Annotated in this window: 17 protein-coding genes and 1 other RNA gene; 7 read left to right on the top strand and 11 right to left on the bottom strand. The window is 56.4% G+C overall.

Going from position 1 to position 16714, the window contains the following annotated elements; genetic code table 11:
- Positions 1–351: 351 nt before the first annotated feature.
- Positions 352–1377 carry an aspartate carbamoyltransferase gene (locus tag QT230_RS20640; protein WP_308324038.1) on the top strand — a complete coding sequence of 342 codons (1026 nt, stop codon included), beginning with the start codon at positions 352–354 and terminating at the stop codon, positions 1375–1377.
- 51 nt (positions 1378–1428) lie between these two features.
- Here the strand turns inward: QT230_RS20640 and ruvX are convergent, their stop codons facing one another.
- The 7 genes from ruvX to QT230_RS20605 all read right to left on the bottom strand — a co-directional run bounded on the left by ruvX (position 1429) and on the right by QT230_RS20605 (position 6148).
- Positions 1429–1884, bottom strand: a complete 456-nt coding sequence (gene ruvX, locus QT230_RS20635) for a Holliday junction resolvase RuvX (RefSeq protein WP_308324037.1) — start codon at positions 1882–1884, stop codon at positions 1429–1431.
- A 12-nt stretch (positions 1885–1896) separates the two neighbouring features.
- Positions 1897–2454 (bottom strand): YqgE/AlgH family protein, encoded by a 558-nt coding sequence (locus tag QT230_RS20630; protein ID WP_308324036.1) that lies wholly within the window; start codon positions 2452–2454, stop codon positions 1897–1899.
- Positions 2455–2527: 73 nt separating this feature from the next.
- Complete coding sequence (gene gshB / locus QT230_RS20625) at positions 2528–3484, bottom strand: glutathione synthase (RefSeq protein ID WP_308324035.1); 957 nt, start codon at positions 3482–3484, stop codon at positions 2528–2530.
- Between the two features lie 77 nt (positions 3485–3561).
- Entirely contained in the window at positions 3562–4254 is a 693-nt protein-coding gene (locus tag QT230_RS20620; RefSeq protein ID WP_308324034.1) for a S1-like domain-containing RNA-binding protein, read from the bottom strand.
- A gap of 155 nt (positions 4255–4409) precedes the next feature.
- The gene (locus QT230_RS20615) at positions 4410–5177 is read right to left on the bottom strand and encodes a 16S rRNA (uracil(1498)-N(3))-methyltransferase (protein WP_308324033.1); all 768 of its coding nucleotides are present in this window, start codon (positions 5175–5177) and stop codon (positions 4410–4412) included.
- A gap of 3 nt (positions 5178–5180) precedes the next feature.
- A complete protein-coding gene (gene secB, locus QT230_RS20610) occupies positions 5181–5684 on the bottom strand; it encodes a protein-export chaperone SecB (RefSeq protein WP_308324032.1) in 504 nt (167 codons plus the stop codon).
- 41 nt (positions 5685–5725) lie between these two features.
- Positions 5726–6148 (bottom strand): rhodanese-like domain-containing protein, encoded by a 423-nt coding sequence (locus tag QT230_RS20605; RefSeq protein WP_308324031.1) that lies wholly within the window; start codon positions 6146–6148, stop codon positions 5726–5728.
- A 280-nt stretch (positions 6149–6428) separates the two neighbouring features.
- On the opposite strand from QT230_RS20605, the gene gpmI reads away from it, so the two are divergent.
- Genes gpmI through QT230_RS20590 form a run of 3 tightly spaced genes read left to right on the top strand, consistent with a single transcriptional unit; the run spans position 6429 to position 10501 of the window.
- Entirely contained in the window at positions 6429–7994 is a 1566-nt protein-coding gene (gpmI, locus tag QT230_RS20600) for a 2,3-bisphosphoglycerate-independent phosphoglycerate mutase (protein WP_308324030.1), read from the top strand.
- The gene (locus QT230_RS20595; RefSeq protein WP_308324029.1) at positions 7994–9136 is read left to right on the top strand and encodes a peptidoglycan DD-metalloendopeptidase family protein; all 1143 of its coding nucleotides are present in this window, start codon (positions 7994–7996) and stop codon (positions 9134–9136) included. The genes gpmI and QT230_RS20595 overlap by 1 nt, the downstream gene beginning before the upstream one ends.
- A 51-nt stretch (positions 9137–9187) precedes the next feature.
- Entirely contained in the window at positions 9188–10501 is a 1314-nt protein-coding gene (locus QT230_RS20590) for a S41 family peptidase (protein ID WP_308324028.1), read from the top strand.
- A 27-nt stretch (positions 10502–10528) separates the two neighbouring features.
- Here the strand turns inward: QT230_RS20590 and QT230_RS20585 are convergent, their stop codons facing one another.
- The 4 genes from QT230_RS20585 to QT230_RS20570 form a co-directional block, all read right to left on the bottom strand.
- Positions 10529–11809 (bottom strand): UbiH/UbiF/VisC/COQ6 family ubiquinone biosynthesis hydroxylase, encoded by a 1281-nt coding sequence (locus tag QT230_RS20585; RefSeq protein WP_308324027.1) that lies wholly within the window; start codon positions 11807–11809, stop codon positions 10529–10531.
- 34 nt (positions 11810–11843) lie between these two features.
- Complete coding sequence (gene ubiH / locus QT230_RS20580; protein WP_308324026.1) at positions 11844–13073, bottom strand: 2-octaprenyl-6-methoxyphenyl hydroxylase; 1230 nt, start codon at positions 13071–13073, stop codon at positions 11844–11846.
- 93 nt (positions 13074–13166) lie between these two features.
- A complete protein-coding gene (gene pepP, locus QT230_RS20575) occupies positions 13167–14507 on the bottom strand; it encodes a Xaa-Pro aminopeptidase (RefSeq protein ID WP_308324039.1) in 1341 nt (446 codons plus the stop codon).
- Positions 14508–14542: 35 nt separating this feature from the next.
- Positions 14543–15121 (bottom strand): YecA family protein, encoded by a 579-nt coding sequence (locus QT230_RS20570; RefSeq protein WP_308324025.1) that lies wholly within the window; start codon positions 15119–15121, stop codon positions 14543–14545.
- A gap of 189 nt (positions 15122–15310) precedes the next feature.
- Between QT230_RS20570 and QT230_RS20565 the strand changes: the two genes are divergently transcribed.
- The 3 genes from QT230_RS20565 (at position 15311) to QT230_RS20555 (ending at position 16581) form a co-directional block, all read left to right on the top strand.
- Positions 15311–15610 carry a cell division protein ZapA gene (locus QT230_RS20565; RefSeq protein WP_308324024.1) on the top strand — a complete coding sequence of 100 codons (300 nt, stop codon included), beginning with the start codon at positions 15311–15313 and terminating at the stop codon, positions 15608–15610.
- A gap of 73 nt (positions 15611–15683) precedes the next feature.
- Positions 15684–15866: non-coding RNA, 6S RNA (gene ssrS, locus QT230_RS20560), on the top strand.
- An 85-nt stretch (positions 15867–15951) separates the two neighbouring features.
- Entirely contained in the window at positions 15952–16581 is a 630-nt protein-coding gene (locus QT230_RS20555; protein ID WP_308324023.1) for a 5-formyltetrahydrofolate cyclo-ligase, read from the top strand.
- Positions 16582–16714: the final 133 nt, after the last annotated feature.

The raw sequence follows: 16714 nt of genomic DNA, 5'->3' as shown, positions 1-16714 counted from the left end.
TGTCAAAACTACCTACAAACCGTTGAGCTGGCTTGCCTCAGCGAGGAAGGCGTATTCTACGCATTTCCTGGTGTTTGTCAATCGCTGTTTTTAGCGAATGAGGCGAGCAACAAAACTGCTCTAACCTCCTGACAAACCGAAGCTTTTTACACTTCATTCACCGCTGGTAACGCCATGCGTCCCCGGCAGCGGATGCGTACTTTACGGGCTCAAAGCCGGGTTGGCAAGCGGTTTTGTAGAAAAATTACAAATCACCTGCCTTGGCGGAATGAAACCCCTTCGGCATCAGCATGATTGACGGTTACACTAGCGTTATCTATCGCTCTTTCCACCACTGTGCCGAGGATCGCTATGAGCCACCACTTATTAACTGTCGACTCATTAAACCGCGAAAGCGTAGACCACTTACTGCGTGTCGCTGCGCGTATGGAGCCGATTGCTCAGCGACGCCAGGTTACTCGCGTCTTAGAGGGGGCAGTACTCGGCAATTTGTTTTTTGAGGCCAGTACGCGGACACGGGTGAGTTTCAATGCTGCCTTCTGCCGTTTGGGTGGCAGTGTGTGCGACACCACCGGCTTTACCTTCTCCTCCATGGCGAAGGGGGAGTCGCTATACGATACCAGCCGAGTGATGAGCGGTTACTGCGACGCCATTGTCATGCGCCACCCTGACCAGGGTTCGGTGGCTGAGTTTGCAGCGGCGACCAATGTGCCGGTGATTAATGGCGGCGATGGCCCTGGCGAGCACCCCAGCCAGGCACTACTTGATCTTTATACAATAGATAAAGAGTTTCAGCGCCTAGGCAAATCGCTTAGCGGTGCACATATTCTGCTCACCGGCGATTTGAAGTATGGCCGTACCGTGCATTCACTGATTAAGCTCTTATCACTCTATGACCCACTGCGCATTACCCTGGTGTCACCGCCTGGCCTTGAAATGCCTTCCAAGCTGATTGATTTGGTGGCGTCTCGCGGTCACCGCATTGAGCAGCGCGACTCGCTGGCCAGCGACTTTGCAGATTTAGATGTGGTGTACACCACGCGTATCCAAAAAGAGCGCTTTACCGACGAGATGAATGAGAGCTTTCAGGGACTCTCTGATGACTTTATGGTCAATCGTGATTTTCTCGATCACCGCTGCAGTCAAAGCACGATTGTGATGCACCCACTACCTAGAGATAGCCGACCCGGCGCGAATGATTTAAACCTGGATCTTAATGGCGACCCACGGCTGGCGATTTTCCGCCAAACCGATAACGGCATTCCCATGCGCATGGCGATTTTCGCAACCTTGCTAAACGTCGACAAACTAATCGAGCAAGATCTGCGCCCTGTGCGCTGGTACGTACCCAGTCAAATCGGCACTTTGGATCGTTAAGGCTAGAAGAGAAGGTTTAGAGATAGAGAGCTTCGAGATGCAGGATAAGGGCTAAAGAGAGAGACGCCCGCCAGGCAAGCCTTCCTGGTGGGCAAACCAGCCCTCAAGAATAAGAATCGCCGCAATGCCATCGACACTATCTTGGCGATAATTACCTTTGTGCCCCGCCTCACGAGCGATCAGCTTGGCTTCTCGGGTGGTGCCCCGCTCATCGACCATTTCACAAGGCTTGCCATAGCGCCCGTGCAAGCGATTGCCGAACTTGCGAGCGCGAATACTCATATCGGACTCGCTACCATCCATATTCAGCGGCAGCCCCACCACTAACAGATCCGGTTGCCACTCGTTAAGCAGCCGAGACACGACATTCCAATCAGGAATCCCATCACGCGCCGTCAACGGAGTGAGCTCTCGGGCGCTGTGCAGCAGCTCGTTGCCCACCGCTACTCCGATACGACGGGTGCCGTAGTCAAAGGCCAGGATTAAACGCTGTCCACTTTCAGTCATTACGCTCGACCATTAGGCGTGCCCCGCATCTCGGGTCATTAGGTTAAGGTCGATACCGAGTAATCCTGCCGCCGCGGTTAACCGCTCTACCGGCGGAGTATTGAAAAGCACGCTGCCCTGGGCTTCTACGGTTAGCCAACTGTTGTCTTTAAGCTCTTCTTCGAGCTGGCCAACTTCCCAACCCGCACAGCCCAAGCAGACCAAAAACTGCTCAGGCCCCTCGCCAGCAGCAAAGGCTTGCAAAATGTCCAACGAGGTAGTGAGCGCAATGCCATCTTCCACTTGGATACTCGAGTCCCACTGCTGGCTATCGCCAACGTGCAGAATGAAGCCACGGTCTTTGTGCATCGGCCCGCCGTAATAGACCGGCGCGTTGCGATGCGGGCTGGCTTCGCCGCCCAGTTCCAACTGATCAAATAGCGCTTCGAGGGTGATCTCCATCGGGTGGTTGGCAATGACCCCCATACAGCCATTGTCATCGTGATCGCACAAGTAAATAAGACTACCGGCAAAATTAGGGTCGTCTAAATGTGGCATGGCCATCAAAAAGTGATGTTTCAAACTTTGCATGCGTCTCCCACTGCCTGCAGATAACCCAACAGGCGTAGCGTAATGAATGTAATTATAAGGCGCAGGGCTGCGCTTAGGCTAAGCGACGCTCGATGGCATCCAGCAGTAATCCGGCGATATTGGTGCCGCGCTGGTCATCAATTTCACGCACGCAGGTGGGGCTAGTGACGTTGATTTCCGTAATATAATCTCCGATTACATCAAGACCCACGAACATTAGCCCCTTTTCCCGAATCATCGGCTGCACCTGCTGAATAAGCCAGTGATCACGCTCGGTGAGTTCACGGCTAACCCCTTTCCCACCGGCGGCTAAGTTGCCCCGGGTTTCGCCGGCCGAGGGGATTCGCGCTAACCCAAAGGGCACCGGCTCTCCATCCACCAGTAGAATGCGTGTATCGCCATCCTTAATCTCGGGCAGGTAACGCTGGGCCATAATTTGCCGCTGACCACGCAACGAAAGCTGCTCAATTACCGCGCCGATATTGCGCCCATCTGGGCCAATATGAAAAATACCGGTGCCGCCCATACCGTCCAGCGGCTTGAAGATCACATCGCCGTGCTCCGAATGGAAGGCACGCAGCACATCATCACGACTAGCGACAATCGTAGGCGCGCAGCATTCAGGAAACTGCTGGGCAAACAGCTTTTCATTGCATTGCAGAAGCGCCGCCGTTGGATTGACGATCAGCACACCCTCCCGCTCAGCAAAGCCCAGCAGGTGCACAGCATTGATAAACTCTGCATCGACCGGTGGGTCTTTGCGCATCAACACCACATCCAGCTCTACTAACGGGCGCGCCGAGGGTTCGCCTAGGTCGTACCAGTGACTTGGATCACGGTGTACCGTTAACGATCGCATACGTGCGTAGGCTTGCCCTGCATTCAAGAAAAGATCTTCCTGCTCCATATAGTGCAGGATGTAACCACGCTCCTGGGCAGCCCATAACATGGCCATGGTGGTGTCTTTCTTGTAAGCGATGTCGCTGATGGGATCCATCACAACGCCGAGGTGCAGATTTGATTGGCTCATCGGGGGCACTATCCAAACATGAACAATTGGTGCTCAGTATGCCGTACTGCTCGCCCGGCTCCAACTGCCCCCGCTAACTACTCACTCAGTGCGCCGGGCACGATGCGAATGGCGTCAGGCTCGAGGATGATCAACTGCTGCTTATAAAGCCGCCCAATGGCTTGTTTAAAAGCACTTTTACTCACCCCTAAGCGCGCTTTAACTTCGTGAGCGGGGCTTTTATCACCTAGGGGGAGATAGCCACCACTTTCCCGCAGTGCCTGCATGATCTTATCGCCCACCACATCTAAGCGAGCGACACCTGGCGGTAGCAACGAGATATTTAGGCGACCATCTTCGCGGCGCTGCTTCACATAGCCCTTAACGGATTGGCCTCGGCGCAGCGGCTGGGTGACGTCATCCTGATAAATAAGCCCCCAGTAGCGGTGATTGACCACCACTTTCATGCCTAAATCGGTGCGCTCCGCCACTACCACGGCCACTTCATCGCCTTTTTCCAACGCCCAGGCATCGTCCGTCAGAAAGCGATCGAGCTTCATTGAGGCAACCGGTCGCCCCTGATCGTCGCTATACAGCATTACCAATACGCGCTTGCCAGCATCTGGGCGAAAATGCTGCTCGCTGAAAGGCAGTAATACGTCTTTTGGCTGCCCCCACTGCAAAAACGCGCCGATATTATTGACGGCCGTGACCGTTAGGTATGCCACTTCACCCAACTGGGCTGACGCATCGCTGGCGGATCGCGGGGATGAGTGAGACTCACGCACCATGGGTAACGTCCTTCAAGAAAATAGTGCCGTATTATGGTGTGTTTAGGGTGTAAGGCAAAGTGCGAAGGTACAAAAACACAGGGGGATAATAGTGCCGCAGAATCAGCACGAAACCTAAAAAGAGAAGACGCAGAGCTTCTGTGGATTGTAAGTACTTACAAATCACCAAAGTAGTGCTGTAACAGCGATAGTGCCACTATCGGAGCGGTTTCGGTGCGCAATACACGCGGGCCGAGTGTTAGCGGTGTAAAGGCAGCATTTTGGGCGGCAGCCATATCACTCTCGCTCAAACCACCTTCCGGGCCTATGAGCAGCGCTACCGACGCGGGGCGATCTTGGCGATCAAAGACATTGCCGGTTGCCAAATGCAGCATCAAACGCAGCGGCTCTTGCCTTTCAGCAAGCCATGTTTGCAGCGCCACAGGGGGATGAATCGGCGGTACCACTGCACGGCCACTCTGCTCACAGGCGCTGGCAGCAACCGCTTGCCAGTGAGCGAGCTTTTTATCTTCACGCTCACCCTTTAAGCGTACATCACCGCGCTCGGTATACAGCGGCGTAATCGCCGCAACGCCCAGCTCGACGGCCTTCTGAATGGCATAATCCATTCGGTCGCCTTTAGAGATCGCTTGACCCAAATGAACGGACAGCGGCGACTCGCCACTGCCTGTCCATACCGCCTCAACACGCGCCAGCGTCTGCTTGCGGCTTACCTCCGCCAAGCGGACACCAGCCTCAAGACCCTCACCGTCAAAAAGTACCAGCGGTGCGCCCTCGCTCATGCGCAGTACGCGCGTGAGGTGACGGGCGGGGCCTTCAGGCAGCACAACGTCACTACCTGCTACGAAGGCAGCAGGCACATAGACGCGCGGCATTTTGCCATGCTGGGCATACCAGTCAGCGGCTTGCAGCGCTTCAGGCATCGCTTAGTGGGTGCTTTCTTCGGCTTGCTTGGCTTCGCGCTGCTTACGCTGAGCGTACATCGCTTCAAAGTTAACCGGCGCCAGCATCAGCGGCGGGAAACCTCCGCGATTGACCAGGTTATCCACGCACTCGCGGGCGTAAGGGAACAGCAGGTTAGGACAGAAGGCGCCCAGGGTTTGATCCAACTGCGCGCCTTCAATACCCGCGATGCGGAACAGACCCGCCTGCTGAACTTCCGCCAAGAACGAGGTAGTGCCGGTTTCGTTATCGTTAACCTGCGCCGTCACCTTGACAACGACTTCGTATTGATCATCGGCAATTTTAGTGCTGGTCGTATTAAGGTCCAGGTTCACTTTCGGTTTGAACGCCTGCTTAAACACCGAAGGTGAGTTGGGCGCTTCAAACGAAATATCTTTTACGTAAATGCGCTGCAGCGAGAATTTCAGCTGCGGTTTTTCGTCTGCTGCTGCGGCACCAGCCTGCGGGGTATTGTTATCTTCCGCCATGGGGAAACTCCTAATTATCCATTAAATAAAAATAGCGCTAATTACTTTTTAACCACCGGAAGGCCATCGCCTTGCCACTGCGCCATACCGCCTCTTAACTTGTAAGCACGTTCAAAACCAGCTTTGGCGAGTTTGGCCTGTGCGGCACCAGAACTCTGACCGTGCTTGCATACCACAATGATCGGCTGGGCTTTCACTTTATCCAGTTCGTTCATGCGGCTATCGAGGTTGCTTTGCGGAATGTTGCGCGCCCCCGCGATATGCCCGGTTTTGAAGTCTTTACTTTCGCGGATATCCAGCACCACCGCGTCTTCGCGGTTGATAAGCTGAGTAGCCTGCGTGGCGGTCAGTGCATTGGTAGAGGCACTGCGCGTTTCATAAATAATCCACGCTATCAGTACCAGCAAAAATGCCCCCACCAGCAGGGGGTGGTTCTGTACGAATTCGAACACCTGATCGATCATCGCGAACACAATCTCTTGGTCAATGCAGAAAAAAGCGGCCTAACCGCTGCCAAAACGCGACAAGTATACACGTCAGATAGCTTCCCGCGCAGGCCTGGGAGGCTGTCCGGCTTGGCTGATCATCGCGAGAAGCACGGATTCACAGTAGATCAGTGTTAAGCCGGACAGGCTCCTACATCATGACGCCTGGCAGTTGCCTGCGTTATGATGCCCCAAGCGTGCGCCCGTCGCGACCCCCAATTATCGACTCGCTCGGTCTGCCAATCATAATGAGGTTTTTATGGATACTTCTCGCACCCCGCGCCCGGTGGCGCTGATCATTCTCGATGGCTACGGCCACAACCCCGATAGCAACCACAATGCGGTCGCCGCTGCCCACACGCCAACGATGGATAAATTATGGTCGAGCCGCCCTCACGCCTTCGTTCACACCGATGGGCTTAACGTGGGGCTTCCCGACGGCCAGATGGGCAACTCTGAAGTCGGGCATATGAATATTGGCGCCGGGCGTATCGTTTATCAGGACTTCACCCGCATCAGCAAGGCGATTGAAGACGGCGACCTGGATGTCAATGAAACCCTCACCCAGCCGATTGACGAAGCGATCGCCAACCATCGCCCGGTACATCTGATGGGTTTGCTCTCGCCAGGTGGCGTCCATAGCCATGAAGATCACTTTATTGCCATGGCCGAACTGGCCGCACGCCGCGGCGCCCAGCGTATTTTTATCCACGCCTTCCTCGATGGCCGCGATATGCCACCGCAGAGCGCCTTGGCCTCGATAGAGCGCGTTAATGCCCGCCTAGCCGAGCTGGTGGGCGCTGATAACGGCTTTGTGGCTTCGATTATTGGCCGCTTCTATGCCATGGACCGTGACAACCGTTGGGAGCGCGTCGAGCAAGCGTATCGACTGCTGACCGACGGCCACGCAGACTACTACGCCTCAAGCGCCGAAACCGCCCTACGCGATGCCTACCAGCGCGGTGAAACCGACGAATTTGTGGCCGCCAGCAGCATTCCCTTCAAAGACAAGCCTATTATTTTAGAAGATGGCGACGCCGCTATTTTTCTTAATTTCCGCTCTGATCGCGCCCGGGAATTAACCCGCGCCTTCGCCGAGCCGGATTTCAAAGACTTTGAGCGTCGCGCTTGCCCTAAGCTTGCCGGTAAAGGACTGGTGACGATGACCCAGTACGCGGCGGATATTCCGGTACCTGCAGCGTTTCCACCGTCTGATCTAAACGACACCCTCGGCGAAGTGGCGGCCAAGCGCGGCTTAACGCAACTGCGCATTGCCGAGACCGAGAAGTACCCCCACGTGACGTTCTTCTTTTCGGGCGGTAATGAAGACGAATATGACGGCGAAAAGCGCATTCTGGTGCCCTCACCACGTGATGTTCGCACCTACGACGAAAAGCCTGAAATGAGCGCTTTTGAGATCACCGATAAGTTGGTAGAGGCGATTGATGGCGGCAGTTTTGATCTGATTATCTGCAACTACGCCAACGGCGACATGGTCGGCCATACCGGCGACTTCGAAGCAGCGAAAAAAGCCATTGAGACGGTGGATACCTGCGTAGGACGCGTGGTTGAAGCGATTGAGCGTGCAGGCGGCGCTTGCTTAATTACCGCTGACCACGGCAATGCCGAGCAAATGGTGCATCCTGAAACGGGCGCACCCCAAACTGCCCACACGACGTTTGTCGTGCCGCTCATCTATGTCGGCGGACGTGATGCCACACTTGAGGAAGGCAAACTATGCGATCTGGCGCCCACGCTGCTGTCGATGATGAACCAAGAACAACCCGAGGCGATGACCGGGAAACCACTGATCCATTTTAGCTAATGCGCATACTGCGTTATGTAGCCTCCGCTGCCATGCTGGCGTTTTGTTATGCGCCAGCAGGCTTCGCCCAGCAGGATGAAAGCGCAGCGCGCCAGCAACTGGATGCGATTGGCCAGGAGATCGAATCCCTCGGCCAGCGGCTCACCACAACGGGACAGGCGCGGGATAATGCCGAGCGCGAACTGCGCGAAGTCGAAACCGAACTAGCCGAAACGCACCAACGCTTAGACACCCTTCAAGCTGAACGCCGCCAGTTGAATGATGAAACCACCCAGTTGCGCCAGCACCGCGATCGATTAGAGAGCGAGCGCTCAGACCAGTACGCCGCCCTGGGCCAACAGCTCTCAGCGCTATACCGCCTGGGTCCAACGCCACAGCTCAAGCTGCTGCTTAACCAAGGCGACCCCGCAGAGCTTGATCGTATGCAGGCGTATATGAATCGGCTGACCGCAGCGCGTAATCGCCGTTTAAGCGATATAGCGCGCCTGGATAAGGCCCTGGCCGACACCCAAAATGAGTTAAGTGAACGCCAAGCGCGCCTTGATACTCTGGCCGATGAGTTGGAAGAGCAGAGCGCTCTGCTTGCCCAACGCACCACCGAACGGCGGGGCGTGGTAGCTAATCTGGATGACCGCTACGGAAGCGAAGAGGAGCGGCTGGCAGACCTTAACCAAAGCCGTGAAGAGGCCGAGCGCGTGCTACGTAATATCCAAGCGGAAATGGCCAAACTTGCCGAACCCACGCCCACCACCCATATTGTCAGCACCCAAGGCGATTTACCCTGGCCGGTGCAAGGTTCCATCAGCAGCAATTTTCACCATCGCGACGGCGTGCATTACAACGGCATTGTCATTCAAGCCAGTGCAGGCACGCCAGTGACCGCCGTTCACACCGGCCGCGTCGTATTTGCCGATTGGATGCGTGGGTTTGGCAATCTACTCATTATCGATCACGGCGACCAGATTATGACCCTGCATGCCCATCTGCAGCAGTTCAGCGCTAGGCTTGGTCAGCAGGTCAGTCGCGGCGATGAGATCGGTCGCGTAGGCAACAGCGGTGGTCAAACGCGCGCGGCACTCTACTTTGAAGTTCGTCGTGGCGGCGAACCAATTAATCCACAGCGTTGGATTGCGCGCCGCTGACGGGATAAGCTGCATGAATATCAACTGTTTCAATCGCCTTGCGGAGTCTGCATGACGCTATCTGTAACCGTAGTATCGGCCCCCGCCAAGCGCCTCTTGGCTACCCTGCTGCCGATTGCTTTACTGTCGGCCCCGCTCCCGCTACTGGCCCAACCCAACGCTGGGGGGGAGAACCAAGACGTTAACAATGGGCTTCCGCTCGAAGAGATTCAGACCTTCGCCGAGGTGTTTGAGCGCATTAAGCGCGCTTATGTTGAGGAGGTCGATGACCGTACGCTGCTGCGCAACGCCATGCGCGGCATGCTCAGCGAGCTGGACCCACACTCCGCCTATCTTGATGAGGAGGAGTACCAAAGCCTGCGTGAATCTACCCAAGGTGAGTTTGGCGGCATCGGTATTGAGGTGGGCATGGAAGATGGCCAATTGATGGTGATTACGCCCATTGACGACACCCCGGCCTCCCGCGCCGGGCTGCTAGCTCGCGATATTATCGTGGCGATCGACGGTACCCCCACCGACAGTATGTCTCTACAAGAAGCCGTGACCATCATGCGCGGCGATCCCAATACCGAGCTGCGTATTAGCATACTGCGTTCAGGCGAAGAGGCACCACGGGAGTTCACCCTAACCCGTGAGGTTATTCGGAGCGAAAGCGTTAAACATGAGCTACTTGAGTCGGGTTACGGCTATCTGCGCATTAGCCAATTTCAGTCGCGTACGCCCGAACAGGCTCGCGAAGCGCTGGAGCAAATGGCCCGCGAACAGCCCTTGGACGGTTTAATACTCGATTTGCGCAACAACCCCGGCGGCGTACTGCAAGCCGCCGTAGGCATAGCCGATCTGTTCCTGGATGAAGGGCTGATCGTGTATACCGAGGGGCGCCTCTCGGATACCGAGATGTCGTTCTCTGCCTCAACCTCCACGCCTGCAAGCGATGTTCCGCTGGTCGTATTGATCAACGGGGGCAGTGCCTCGGCGGCGGAAATCGTGGCAGGCGCGCTTCAGGATCAACGGCGCGGCGTGATAATGGGTACCGATAGTTTCGGCAAGGGCTCTGTGCAGCAGATTATGCCACTGGGCAATGGCGAAGGGCTCAAGCTCACCACGGCGCTCTACTACACCCCCAACGGCCGCTCGATTCAGGCCCAAGGCATTGAGCCCGATGTGGAAGTAGTGCGCGGGCGCTTAGAAGTTGCCGAGAGTCGCCTGGAAATTCGTGAGGCCGACTTGGAAGGGCACTTAAGCGCACAGCAGGCCCCACGAGACCGCCAGAAAATGGCCGAACGGCTATCCGACGACTACCAGCTCAGTGAAGCGCTTAACCTGCTTAAAGCGCTTAACGTAGTCGATCGTCGAAGGGGTTAACGACAACCTGATTTAACGACAAGCGAGTCAACGACAACTGGGCGGCAGGCGGCCGCGCTCTCCGGTCGCCTGTCGCATCAGTACGCGCTTTAATGGCACCAATTGATTCATACTACTCATGCCCAGGTTGCGCGCCAGCGTCAGCGCTGGGTCGTGGCTACCAAACAGCACTTTAAAGCCTTTCATCAGCCCCAGCATAGCGCTGTTATCAAAGCGCCGACGACGTTCATAACGCCTTAATGTGCTCAGTTCCCCCCAAGGCGCGCCGCGCTGCCAAGCGTGAACCACTTCTTCTGCTAAAACGGCCGCATCCATCAGCCCTAAATTAACCCCCTGGCCGGCCAGTGGATGGATACTATGGGCGGCATCCCCCACCAGTGCGAAGTGTGGTTGCACATAGTGGCGCGCATGGCGCTGCACGAGCGGAAAGCGGTGAGCCTTATCGCAGACGGTTACCGCGCCTAAACGGTAGCCAAATGCCTCACCCAGCGCATCGCCTAATGCTTGCTGCGACAACTCACTCAACTGCGCCGCGTGCTCTGCGGTCGTCGACCATACAATTGAGCAGTAATGATCATCGCCTTTTACCGTTAACGGCAGAAACGCCAGCGGGCGTCCGTCGATAAACGCCTGGCGCGCCGTGCCGCCATGGGGTTTAGCACATTTCACCGTCGTCACCACAGCATCCTGCTGCATATCGTCACTGGCCACTTCAATGCCCGCCATCTCACGCAGCGCTGAGTGAGCGCCATCAGCAGCCACTATTAACGGCGCCTGGAGCTGACGCCCATCATCCAGCACCAGCCAGTCACCGCCAACAGTATGATTCGGCGCGTTACCGCTTGCGCGCTGCAACGACTGAACACGCACGTTAAAAAACGTGGAGACGTTGGGGTGGTGCATGACTTGAGTCATGAGCGCCGCTTGGGTGATCGCATTTTCAACAATATGTCCAAGTACCCCAACGCCCGCCTCATCGGCGGAAAAAGCAATCTCGCCACTCCCTTCAGCATCCCATACCTGCATCCCCCGGTAAGGCGTTACCCGGGTTTGCCGCATGCTAGGCCAAGCGCCCAAATGTGTCAGCAAGCGTTGTGAGACAGGCGTCAGTGCACTGACCCGCGGTGCGGGTAGCTCACCCGTGGCATCATCTAAGCTCAATGGTGCTGGCTGCGCTTCCACAAGCGCCACCTGCATACCGGCTTGAGCAAGCAGCGCACACAGCGCGGTACCTACCATGCCGCCGCCAACAATGACCGCCTCAAAGCGTTCGACCCTCGGCTTCGCAATAGATGAATCCATATCCATAGCACTCCTTTCTAGTGGCCTAGTGATGAAAGGGTTAGCGTTCCAAGCCCATGGCTCGGCGCGCAAGTCCTCGCCGCAGCGGCCCAACAAGGTTCAAGCCGATTAAGCCTGCCGCGCGAGCGTGGGGCAGCAGCGGAAAAGAGAGTCCAAACAACCGTACCAAGCCATCGCTAAAGCGAATGACATTAGCGCGATCTTTGGAGCGCTGGTGCTCAAAGGCTTGAAGCGTCGTCATATCGCCCAGCGGTCGCTTAGCCAGCTCCCCTTGCTCCAATGCTTCGACAAGATCCATCACCCCCCGCAGGGCCAAGTTAAACCCCTGCCCCGCCACCGGATGCAAGGCGTGGGCGGCGTTACCCAGTACTGCCAACCCAGGGCGCACCGGCTCTTCAGCGGTCACCAGGGAGAGCGGATAGGTGTAGCGAGAACCAACCCGCGTAAAACGACCGACCCGTTCGCCAAATGCACACTGAAGTTGGCGCAGAAATTCACGCTCGGGAAGCGCCATACGCGCTTTTTCACTGCCGCTGGGGTGCGTCCATATTAATTCCATCGCCTGCCCCGGTAGCGGCAGTAAAGCCATGGGCCCCTGAGAGGTAAAGCGTTCGTAAGCGATACCTTGGTGGGGCTGGCTGACGCCAACATGCGCAATCAGCGCAGTTTGCTCATAAGGCTCACGGCGGCTACCAATGCCTAGTTGCTCTTTAAGCCCCGAACGGCCCCCATCGGCGAGTACCGTTAAGCCTGCGGTTAGCTGGCTGCCGTCAGAGAGCTGCAGGTAATGGCCACCCGCTACGGGCGTGAGCTGCTCGACCGTTGCCGGGCAGTGCCACTCAAGCGGCAACTCGGCAAGACGGCGGTGAAGCACCCGGCCCATCCAAGCATTGGGAATCACATGCCCCAGCGCCGCAACGCCCAACTCATCAGCACTCAGCCGCGTCGCCCCTAAACGGCCACGCTCACTGATATGGATGCGCTTGATAGGGGTGGCCTCACTGAGCATCGCCTGCCATACGCCCAGCTGTTGAAAGCGCTGAGCGGAGCCTTCCGCAATGGCGCTGGCCCGGGCATCAAAGCTGGGCTGCCAGGCACTTTCCAGCGACTGTGCGGTTAACGGCGAAGATTCGATCACCGCCACTCGCCAGCCATAGCGCTCAATAAGCGGCGCTAGGGCGCAGCCTAAACTCGCACCGACTAACCCTCCGCCTACTATGACAATGTCATGGGTCAGCGCTCTATCAGCCGCTTGGTTGGACTGTTGCATTGCCTTCTCCCTCGTATTACCGCCGCACCCTAGAGGCAATTAATAATTCGTAACGTAAATTACATAAAGCAATTTTAATGGACTAAAAGATGGTTATTTTTTAACCATTAGTGCTTCAATTTCAGCTACCTGCTTAGGTACATCCGCGGTCAAGACGTCATGTCCTTCGTTAGTCACGACAATGTTGTCTTCAATACGAATGCCGATGCCGCGATAGGCGTCTGGAATATCGTCATCGCTTGGAATATACAGACCCGGCTCTACGGTCAGCACCATGCCAGCGACCAGCGGCCGAGGAGTTTGCTCATCTAGCCGATAGGTGCCCACATCGTGTACATCGAGACCTAACCAGTGAGAAGTCGAGTGCAGGTAAAAGCGGCGGTAGCTCTCATCATCAATGCGCGCCTGAACCTCGCCTTCTAGCAGGCCAAGCTCAATCAGCCCGGCGGTTAGGTCATACACCACGCCCTGATGGATTGCGGCCAACGTGGTTCCCGGCTGAACGGCGCTAACGGCGCGTTGTTGAGCATCTAGAACGATCTGATAAAGCGCCCGCTGAGAGTCACTAAACCGCCCAGAGACTGGAAACGTGCGGGTGATGTCACCCGCATAGAGCTCAAACTCAGCCCCCGCGTCAATCAGTACTAAGCCGTCTTCACACAGCGGCGCGCTGTTCTCAATATAGTGCAGTACGCAGGCATTGGCACCACTACCCACGATCGTACTGTACGCAGGCCCACTGGCCCCTTGCCAGACAAACTCATGCTCTAACTCGGCCTGCAGCTGGAACTCACTCAGGCCAGGGCGGGATACCTGCATAGCACGCCGATGGGCGCGTGCGGATATCACCGCGGCGTGGCGCAGCAGGGCAATTTCGGCGTCACTTTTGATCAACCGCATGGTGTGAATCAACGGGCTGATATCCAACCAACCCCTCAGCGTTGGCCGGCCGCGTCTCAACCCCGCCTGGGTATCCGCCAAGGCATCTTCGGCGATACCCACTGCTTGAGCATTATCGAGTGGCAAATAGAGCAGCTCACGCCCCGCTAATAATTCAGGCAGCCGTTCATCGCGATCAGCGTTTTCAAACGCTTGATCAATGCCATGCTCGGCCACCACGCCAGCGGCACCCAGGCGGCGCCCTGTCCATGCTTCCATAGTGGGATCACGATCCTGACAGAACACCACGCTTTCGCCTTCCCCACGCCCAGGCAGTAATACCAATAGAGCGTCCGGTTCACGAAGGCCGGTCAGGTAGTAAAAATCACTGTTCTGGCGGAAGGCAAATTCGCTATCCCTTGAACGCGTCATCAGTTCGGCGCCGGGAAGCACCACCGCAGCGTTATCTGGTAGTTGAGCCATGAGCGCATCACGACGGTAGCGATATTCCGCCACGCTGATCGCGGCGGGACGAGGTAACATCTCGGACAGCACGGTCTCTGACAACATAAGGGCTCCAGGCAGCAGGGTTAGTGAACGGGGGCGTCGGTTTGTTCTACTTGCGGCAATCCTGGGTGCTGCTCGGTATATAGCAGCATAGCGGCCATACGGGCATGCTCGGTCAGCGCAAACAGATCGTTTTCGTTTTCTGGGCTATCGTCGATATCGGTGTCGATTCGACCTACTCCTTCAAGATCACTAATCGCTTCGCATAACGCCTGCGACCAGCGCTCGCGCAGTTCATTGTCAGCCACCTCATCGACCACTTCGATAAAGCCCAGCGTCCACTCTTTGAGCCCCTGCGCCTGCTCGCCCAACGAAAACAGCTCATCGGGTAGCAGCGGCGTATAGTCTAGGTCGCTGGCGCTCAATGCTTCCACCGTTTGCCGCCGCCAGCCTAATAGCCGCTCAGCACTTGCCTGATCGCGCGGCTGCTCAACACCCAAACTCTGGCAGACTTCATCCAGCCAGTGCTCTGCGCTCACATCGCGCAGCGCCAGCAGGGCACATAAGCGGCCATCTAAAAATGCGGGCGACTGCATACTGCCATGCAATAAAAAAACATCCGCCACGTCGGAGAAGTCCTGACGTTCATCAATCAATGACATAGTATGTATAACCTCGTATTCACTCATTCCTGCGGGTGTGTTGAAGATAGCGTGACTTGGCGATAAAAGTGCCCCTGGTCTTGCGCGTTGACCGCGCCTAAGGGCCTCTCTTATAGTAAGTGACACTGATCTTTCTATGTTGTGATGTTAACGCATTGGCCCCCTCACTGGCCCGTGCTGGAGTCTTTGATGAGCAACGCCAAGCGCCCGACCAAAGAAATAACCCTGTTAGGACGTGGCTATGTCATTGCCTGCGACACGGGTGAAGAAGCCAAACTCGACCGCGCGGCGCGCTATCTAGACCGCGCCATGCAAGGTATCAACGCCCAAAGCAGCGTGCTCGGCAGCGAACGGGTAGCGATTATGGCGGCACTCAATATCACCCACGAGCTGCTTGAAGCCATGGATGAGCACCGTGCCGGTGAAGAGAACCTGAACCGATTAAACGATCGCCTTGAACAGGTGTTGGCCAAAACACGCCAGTCCTAATGCGTTGTCTAAAAGCTTCGCGAACGTTTAACCCGATACTTTGGCATTAGCGGCTGCTCTGTTAGGATGGCGAGGTTCTCTGGGGTGTACGCCAGTCGTTATAGTCCCTCGAGCCTATGCGTAATACCCAGGGGGCCAAATGCTAGCCAGACCCGTGTGCATGTCCGTGCGTCGGAAAGCCTGACGGTCTGGCTGCGGCCACCCACCTGAACCAGTAGGTTCAGGGCCAGAATGACAGCGGCACCTTGGAGAACACCTTTCTATCATCCAGCACATCATTTAAGTACGTGTCAGGTATTAAATACCCATGAAGGGAAGACGTATGGGGGGAAACAGCACTTATGAATAACCTCCATCATGATACTGCCTCACACGATAGTGATAAGCGTGCCCTTCGCCGCTTTTTACGTCATCAGCGCCAAGCCCTTTCTCACCAGCAGCAACAGCTCGCTGCACGACGACTGTGTGCTCAGCTAAAGACCCTGCCTGAAATTCGTCGCGCGCGGCGCATAAGTCTCTACCTGCCCGTCAATGGGGAAATCGACCCAACCCCGCTAATAGCTTGGCTGCGCCAGCGCAATGTCGAGATCTATTTACCTGTTTTGCAGCCATTTAGCGCCAACCGCCTGTGGTTTGTCGCCTTCCACTCCAATACTCCAATGGTGCTAAACCGCTTTGGTATTTGCGAGCCAGATTTACGCTTTAGCGCTCAACGACATAACCGGCTGCCCGCCTGGGCGTTAGATACGCTAATTGTGCCGTTAGTAGGGTTTGATGCTAATGCTAATCGTATGGGCATGGGCGGTGGCTTTTATGACCGTAGCCTGGCATTCATGCAGCGCCCTGGCCCGTCACCGGCGCTGATTGGCGTCGCCCACGCTTGCCAGCAGGTAGCCTCTCTGCCTGTTGAGCCTTGGGATGTGCCCTTAAAGGCGGTGGTGAGCGACCAAGGCTGCGTTCGCCGTCAATAAACCGCCATCGAGTAGGAAGGGGAGTCGCCTCCCCTGTCCTCTCACACCACCGGGCATACGGTTCCGTACCACGGCGGTTCATGAAGAACGCTTGAGCCATCTTACCGCGTCCAGTATCGAGATCAGTCCCTGG

The sequence above is a fragment of the Halomonas sp. SpR8 genome (assembly GCF_031010195.1).
GTDB lineage: Bacteria > Pseudomonadota > Gammaproteobacteria > Pseudomonadales > Halomonadaceae > Vreelandella.
The sequence above is the reverse complement of the archived record's forward strand: the minus strand, read 5'-3'. Positions and strand labels throughout refer to the sequence as shown.

What these genes read in the sequence shown, in the direction of transcription:
- QT230_RS20565 (WP_308324024.1), top strand. Translation starts at nt 15,311, where the DNA reads ATGAGCAACGCCAAGCGCCCGACCAAAGAAATAACCCTGTTAGGACGT.
- QT230_RS20615 (WP_308324033.1), bottom strand. Translation starts at nt 5,177, where the DNA reads ATGCCTGAAGCGCTGCAAGCCGCTGACTGGTATGCCCAGCATGGCAAA.
- gshB (WP_308324035.1), bottom strand. Translation starts at nt 3,484, where the DNA reads ATGAGCCAATCAAATCTGCACCTCGGCGTTGTGATGGATCCCATCAGC.
- QT230_RS20605 (WP_308324031.1), bottom strand. Translation starts at nt 6,148, where the DNA reads ATGATCGATCAGGTGTTCGAATTCGTACAGAACCACCCCCTGCTGGTG.
- QT230_RS20640 (WP_308324038.1), top strand. Translation starts at nt 352, where the DNA reads ATGAGCCACCACTTATTAACTGTCGACTCATTAAACCGCGAAAGCGTA.
- QT230_RS20595 (WP_308324029.1), top strand. Translation starts at nt 7,994, where the DNA reads ATGCGCATACTGCGTTATGTAGCCTCCGCTGCCATGCTGGCGTTTTGT.
- QT230_RS20570 (WP_308324025.1), bottom strand. Translation starts at nt 15,121, where the DNA reads ATGTCATTGATTGATGAACGTCAGGACTTCTCCGACGTGGCGGATGTT.
- ruvX (WP_308324037.1), bottom strand. Translation starts at nt 1,884, where the DNA reads ATGACTGAAAGTGGACAGCGTTTAATCCTGGCCTTTGACTACGGCACC.
- ubiH (WP_308324026.1), bottom strand. Translation starts at nt 13,073, where the DNA reads ATGCAACAGTCCAACCAAGCGGCTGATAGAGCGCTGACCCATGACATT.
- QT230_RS20555 (WP_308324023.1), top strand. Translation starts at nt 15,952, where the DNA reads ATGAATAACCTCCATCATGATACTGCCTCACACGATAGTGATAAGCGT.
- QT230_RS20585 (WP_308324027.1), bottom strand. Translation starts at nt 11,809, where the DNA reads ATGGATATGGATTCATCTATTGCGAAGCCGAGGGTCGAACGCTTTGAG.
- QT230_RS20630 (WP_308324036.1), bottom strand. Translation starts at nt 2,454, where the DNA reads ATGCAAAGTTTGAAACATCACTTTTTGATGGCCATGCCACATTTAGAC.
- secB (WP_308324032.1), bottom strand. Translation starts at nt 5,684, where the DNA reads ATGGCGGAAGATAACAATACCCCGCAGGCTGGTGCCGCAGCAGCAGAC.
- gpmI (WP_308324030.1), top strand. Translation starts at nt 6,429, where the DNA reads ATGGATACTTCTCGCACCCCGCGCCCGGTGGCGCTGATCATTCTCGAT.
- QT230_RS20590 (WP_308324028.1), top strand. Translation starts at nt 9,188, where the DNA reads ATGACGCTATCTGTAACCGTAGTATCGGCCCCCGCCAAGCGCCTCTTG.
- QT230_RS20620 (WP_308324034.1), bottom strand. Translation starts at nt 4,254, where the DNA reads ATGGTGCGTGAGTCTCACTCATCCCCGCGATCCGCCAGCGATGCGTCA.